We start from the raw sequence: 6,625 nt of genomic DNA on the forward strand, positions 1-6,625 counted from the left end.
TCTTATGCGTCTACGCATTTCTTTACGATCCCAGCTGTTTACTATCACACTCCTACTCGCTGTGGTTCCTTATTTAGGTTACAAATATATATGGGAAATGGAATCGTATTTACGCAAAGGCCAAGAAAATACCATGATTGGTACTGCCAGAGCGGTAGCCACTATGCTCCACGAGCAACCCACCTTACTAGACGCAAACGCATCTTATCGAAATGAACTCCGTCCGGGTACCGATTTATATGCCCCTCCATTACCTGCACCTGTGCGCCTAGATGGCAATTTTAATGATTGGCAAAGCATTGACCACTTGATCCATGAATATGGAAATGAAGATGTTGTTTTACCCTCAAAAAATACACGCAGTGATGAAACCTCAGTGCATTTATCCCATATGGTTGGTCGCTATGGCGAGTACCTTTATGCTCGTTTTACTGTGATTGATGATATGGTTATTTGGCGTCCCAAGAATAGTTTGTATGTTGAAAAAAACGACCACCTACTCATAGGCTTAAAAAATAACTTAGGTGAACTGGAGCGTTATGTCATTAGTCCTTATAGCAACGGCTGGGTGAACGCTTATCGCTTAAAAGGGAATGACGGTTATACCATTGCTGATAATGCGCTATTTGTTCAAGGCGAATGGATTGCCACTGAACAAGGCGTAAATATTGAATTGCGTTTACCTCTTGATATAACCTCTCACGGCTTAGCTTTTGCGTATATGGATGTAGATGACTACAGTTCAGGCTTAGCAACAGGGATAGGCACCGCCAACCCAAATAAAGACAATGAGCTTGGCACCGTCGTTACACCCTCGCCAGAAATCGAACGTATCCTAAGTTCATTGTTGTACGCCGATTCTAGAATTTGGGTAGTGGATCGCTATCAAAGAGTATTAGCAAAAGTGGGCGATATTCAATCATCTCCAGGCATAAAACCTGGTGACGACAACCCAAGTAACAGCCTTTGGCACACGTTTGAAGCGAACTATCTATTACCTCTGTACTATCGCATATTGACCCGCCCGCCTAACGCATTTATCGATACGTTGACAAACGCAATGGCGCTAGAGGGCGATGACATTCAATCGGCATTAATAGGTAAACCCGATTCGTTATGGCGTTTGTCTGAAGACAACAAAGCCGTTATTTTGTCTTCGTCCCATCCTATTTTTTATCAAAATGAGGTTATTGGCGCAGTTGTTATTGAGCAAACAACCCATGGTATACGCACCCTTAGAAATCGAGCACTTGAAGACCTTTTCAATATGATTTTGGCTGTAATGTTAGTTACCACAATGGGGATCGTCTTTTTGTCACACAGAACAACCAGCCGAACTCGTGCACTACGTGATGCTACTGAAAGTATTATTGACGACAATGGCAAAATCGTCGGCGAATTAAAGCCCGTCAAAGCCTATGACGAAATTGGCGACTTATGGCTAACTTTCAGTAATGTCTTGTCCCGCTTAAATCAATACAACACCTATTTAGAATCCATGGCATCAAGGCTATCTCACGAATTGAGAACGCCAGTTGCTGTAGTAAAATCATCATTGGACATGTTGCCAAGCATTGATGACAGCAAGCAAAGAGAGGAAGTGATTGAACGTGCAAAAACAGGCATAGAACGGCTCAGTAAAATGCTCAATAGTATGAGTGAGGCAACTCGCCTTGAGCAGTTATTGGAAAGAGAAGAGAGAGAACCTTTTACACCGAGCCCTATTTTGACGTCTTGTATAAAAGGGTACCAACATGTTTACACAGAAAGACAATTTGAATTTGAAGCTGTGACGGAAAATGTAAAATTAATCGGTTCTCCCGACTTATTCGTACAGATGCTCGACAAGGTGATTGCCAATGCGGTGGAATTTAGCCAGCACGATGAAAAAATTAAGCTACGGCTTTGGCAAAGTTCGGGTAAAACACATTTAAGCGTAACCAACCTCGGACCAATACTACCCGATGTTATAGAAAATCAACTTTTACACTCGATGGTGTCAATACGGCCACATAGTGACGCAAATAGTAACGTACATTTAGGGCTAGGACTCTATATCGCACAAATTATCGCGCGTTTTCATCACGGTAATTTATCGATCACCAACTTACCCGATAACAGCGGCGTTTGCGTAGTGTTTAGTTTCAGTGATGTAAATTAGCTAGGTTCTTCATTTATGCGAGAATAAAAGAAAACTTGGTTTCTCCCGTTATTTTTTGCAAAGTACATTGATTCATCAGCGCGGAGAAGTAATTCATCGAAATTTGCACCGTCATTCAAAGATGAAACAATACCAATACTTGCTCCTACGCTACATACAATCCCATTTTCTAATGTTATGGGCGTATTTAAATCCTGTAATAAGTTGGTCGCTAATCCTTCCACGTCTTCTTTTTGATACTCAGCATCACTAAAGCCCACCATAAATTCATCTCCGCCCCAACGAACACAAATATCCGACTGCTCATCAAAATAGTGACGAATACAAGAGGCCACTGCTTTTAAAACTTCATCACCAACATCATGCCCATAAGTATCGTTAACGGGCTTGAATTTATCTAAATCAATCATCATTAAGACAAACGAACGATTTGCAGCGAGGGCTTCTTGATATAATGTTTTAAGCCCTGACTCGCCTGCTCTTCTGTTCTTCAATTGCGTCAAAGCGTCGTGATCCGCTTCAAAACGCGTTTTCCTTTCTCTTCGCATGCGGTCAGTAATATCATAAACAATAAGTTGAATAAGTTGTTCTTTGCCTATTTCTCTTTCTTCATTTCTTTCATCTTCGATAGTAGCAAACAGACAATGAATAAACCTCAGCTCTCCGTCTCTAATCACCGCCATGTCTTTTGATTGTTGATCGTCGCAATGACCATCTTTGATTTCATCAATAACTCGTTTTACTTCTTCGGCATTCAAGAAAAGCTCTGTGATTGATACTGTGGTCTTAGAGTCAAAAGGGACAAGCTGCTCAAACGCTGTATTGTGTGCATATATTCTATTTTCACTATCAATAACTGCAATTCCAGCACTTGCTTGCTCAAATATGAGCCTAAAGCGCTTTTCGAGCGCTTCAGTTCGTTCTCTCAGAGTCTGTTCTTCAACTAAGTTACTTTTTAGCGTGTTAATCAGTCTGTTTATTCCGAAAAGTAATTTTCCAAGTTCGTCATTCTTTTTATAATTTATATCAATAGCCTGCATTGCATTGTGTGATTTAGTGTCGACGCCATCCACACTATCAGTGAGTGCTCGAACATGCCTAGTCAACAAACTATATATAAAAACTGAAACAAAAATTGCGATGACTAAACTTAATCCCATCAATAAAAAAACATTAAGACGCGCTGTATATATAGCTCTTTGCTTAATGAATTCTGCATCTGGGTATATTTTCAATATACCTATTGTCTCTGTTTCATTGAATGGGTTAAGTAGGGTAATTGAAACAGGCGAGCCTGAACGTTCAAATGTACCATTACTAATATACATGTCAGGGGGGCTAGAAATAGACGCAGAACTTACTAAGTTAGTCGCAGCAAAACCTTTTGTTATCTCGTTCGCTAAGTTCTCGTCACCTACATACGCTGCGATAGCAGCTGTCCTTTTAAGGCTATCAGCCAATTGATATACTAAAGCGACATTCTCTTTTTGCTCTTTTGCCAAATTTGCTTGATACGAAAAATAAGATGCAAGGCTACTAATCAGCATTGAGATCAAACATATCACGGTAGAAATTCTAACGTATAAGCGGTTAAAAAAAAGAACTTTTGACATGCACAAAATGCCTTTGGTCGGTAAAAAAACGCCCGGTTATGATTAAATTAGATTCATATAATTTTATTTTTAGTATTACTAAGAATAATACGTGACTTGGATAGTACAAATTTTCTGCTAATCTTTAGTTAAATGCTTTACATGTATAGAATAGGGCTGTTTATCTAGAAAATGAAACGCTATTCGCCATTAATTTCCATTTTCTGGATACTATCAACCATTAGTATTCATTTTTCTCTGTTAGCTGAAGACTATACGATAGTTGTTGTTGTTAACAAACAAAACGACACTTCTGAACTATCTAAAAAAGAATTAATCGATATCTATATGGGTCGCTACCAAAGTTTCCCAAACGGCTCTTCCGCTCAGCCCATAGATTATCCCACAGGTTCAGATGTAAAAATACAATTTTACGATGGCTTAATTGGACAAACTGAAACTCAAATTAACTCATATTGGTCCCGTCTAATTTTTTCTGGGACGGCAGCTCCCCCTTTAAAAGCTAAAAATGAATCAGATGTTTTTTCACTTATAACAAATGACAAACGTAGTCTAGCCTATCTACCCAAAAGCAAAGTAACTGAGGAGATGAAAATTGTATACCAATTCTCGCTTTCCCTGCCTAAGGAATAACCTTACATTCATTTCTTTAGTGCTGAATTTTGGTTTTTCATCCTATGATGTAGTGGCCCAGCCAAGGCTAAAACTAAATGCCTTTGCAACAATAGCTCTTACCCATGAAGACAACTCCGATTTAGAATTTTCACGTTCTTTTTATACCAACAAAAGAGATGGCACAAGCATACTGACTGATTCAGTTATCGGTTTCCAAGCGAACTGGTTAATACAAGACAAACTCGATGTATTTGCACAGGTAAATATTGAAGATAGCCTATTTAACGAGCTTGATACTCATTTACAAACTGCATTTATAAGGTATAGCCCATCTCGAAATTGGTCGCTGCTTGCAGGAAGAATTAACAGCAATATTTACATGCTATCCGATTCTCGTGTGGTTGGGCACACTTATTTATGGGCCAGAGCACCCACCGAAATTTATTCTCAATCAGAACTTGTAGAGGCTATTGACGGGTTGGGCGTAAAATACAGAACTAAACTATTTGAAGGGTTTACCAGCTTTCATGCTGCTTTTGGTCATGCAGAAGAACGTAATGAGGCAAGTAAAATTAAAATAGATGACTCTTTATCAATCAGCGCAGAATGGACAAACTTTAACTTCACTTTATTCACGGCGTACACGAAAGGCAACATTGTAGTCACGGGATCTGACGTTCTGGATAACAGTGCGTTAGCCTTTGCGAATATTCCACAAGTCCTCTGGCCCAATGCGCAACTGATCTCTTCTCGACTGGGTACTTCCAAAGTATCTTCTGCGTATCTTACAGCTGGCCTAAAGTACGATAGATATCCCTTTATTATCCAATCAGAGCTGTCTCGAACAAATATTAACTGGTTAGTCAGTAATGCCTATTATGCAGGTTATTTATCTTTAGGTTATCGATACAAGCAAATTACTCCTTTTATTGTTGGAGCTTTCATCAATCCAGAACAAATTAAGACTAACTTAGATGTGCCTGAACAACCTGATTTTGTGTCTTCACAGGTCATAGCGCAATTGAATCAACTATCTGATACGGCAAGATCAATAGCGTTAAGTGCTAAAAATGACCATACTCGCTTTTCAGTTGGGCTAAGATGGGACCTTTACTCTAACACCGCAATAAAGTTTCAATATGATCACTTTATAGTTAATAACGCAGGTAGTATTGGCCCTGTATCGACCTCTAATGGCCAAGTTTATATCGAAGACAAAAATCTCAATCTTCTACATATAGGGCTCAATTTAGTGTTTTAACGTGTTTATATGTAAATAATACCTTCAAGATATTGTACTGCTTTACCCGAAATGCTTACGCGATCTCCATGTAGTTCACATTGCAATATTCCGCCTCGTGAAGACGCCTGATACGCAATGAGTTTCGTTTTATTTAAGCGCGTTGCCCATAAGGGTACCAAGCCTGTATGAATAGAGCCTGTTACTGGATCTTCATCGCCGCCATTTGCTGGCCAAAAATAACGAGAGATGAAATCGTATTTATTAGTCTCTGATTTACAGGTAACCACAATATCTAAAGGCTTTAGCTCTGCTAGTATCGCATTATCTCGTTCTACAGATAAAACTTCACTTTCGTCCCCATAAACAACGAAATAAGCCTGGCTATTCTTATACACCTCACTGGGAGGAATAGATAACCCAGCAATTAATGCCTCTGGGATTTCGTTAACGATCTGAGGCATAGTATTTGGAAAATTCATTTCGAAAAATTCGTTTTCGCCTTTAACCACGGTGAGCTCCCCTACCTTACTGGTTACAAAACACAGTGAATCAAGATTCGGGTCTCTTTTAAATACCACAAAAGCAGAAGCTAGGGTTGCGTGACCACAAAATGAGATTTCAGTAATTGGAGAAAACCAGCGAATGGCATATACATTGTGTTCAATACGAACGATAAATGCAGTTTCAGACAAATTGTTTTCTGTTGCAATATTTTGCATTACTTCGTCGGGTAGCCATTCTTTAATAATCACAACTGCCGCTGGATTCCCTGAAAATACTGAATCTGTAAATGCATCAACAACATCTATTTCTAATTTCATAATCAGCTCTTATTTTTCTTTGGGTACATATAGAGGTTAATTCGGCAACTTATCTCTTTCAATAAATTACAGGCAACAAAAAAGGCCACCTAAGTGACCTTTCTTTCATCCTTAACTAATGCAATATTAGTCTAGGATTTTTGATACAACACCCGCACCTACTGTACGACCA

General features: G+C 39.2%; 5 protein-coding genes. 3 read left to right on the forward strand and 2 right to left on the reverse strand.

From position 1 onward, the window contains the following. The first annotated feature begins 4 nt into the window (after positions 1–4). Positions 5–2,161, forward strand: a complete 2,157-nt coding sequence (pdsS, locus tag J3L16_RS14910; RefSeq protein ID WP_207613798.1) for a proteobacterial dedicated sortase system histidine kinase — start codon at positions 5–7, stop codon at positions 2,159–2,161. On the opposite strand, the gene J3L16_RS14915 is transcribed toward pdsS, so the two are convergent. Then, positions 2,158–3,774 carry a sensor domain-containing diguanylate cyclase gene (locus J3L16_RS14915; protein WP_207613799.1) on the reverse strand — a complete coding sequence of 539 codons (1,617 nt, stop codon included), beginning with the start codon at positions 3,772–3,774 and terminating at the stop codon, positions 2,158–2,160. The two genes, pdsS and J3L16_RS14915, sit on opposite strands and share 4 nt — an antisense overlap. A 171-nt stretch (positions 3,775–3,945) precedes the next feature. On the opposite strand from J3L16_RS14915, the gene J3L16_RS14920 reads away from it, so the two are divergent. After that, positions 3,946–4,407: a hypothetical protein gene (locus J3L16_RS14920; RefSeq protein WP_207613800.1), complete on the forward strand. Its 462-nt coding sequence runs from the start codon at positions 3,946–3,948 to the stop codon at positions 4,405–4,407. Next, the gene (locus J3L16_RS14925) at positions 4,370–5,650 is read left to right on the forward strand and encodes a hypothetical protein (RefSeq protein ID WP_207613801.1); all 1,281 of its coding nucleotides are present in this window, start codon (positions 4,370–4,372) and stop codon (positions 5,648–5,650) included. Before J3L16_RS14920 ends, J3L16_RS14925 begins: the two co-directional genes overlap by 38 nt. Positions 5,651–5,655: 5 nt before the next feature. On the opposite strand, the gene J3L16_RS14930 is transcribed toward J3L16_RS14925, so the two are convergent. Then, positions 5,656–6,453, reverse strand: a complete 798-nt coding sequence (locus tag J3L16_RS14930; RefSeq protein WP_207613802.1) for a PhzF family phenazine biosynthesis protein — start codon at positions 6,451–6,453, stop codon at positions 5,656–5,658. Between the last annotated feature and the right edge of the window lie 172 nt (positions 6,454–6,625).

The sequence above is a fragment of the Alteromonas sp. 5E99-2 genome (assembly GCF_017368475.1).
Lineage (GTDB): Bacteria > Pseudomonadota > Gammaproteobacteria > Enterobacterales > Alteromonadaceae > Alteromonas_F.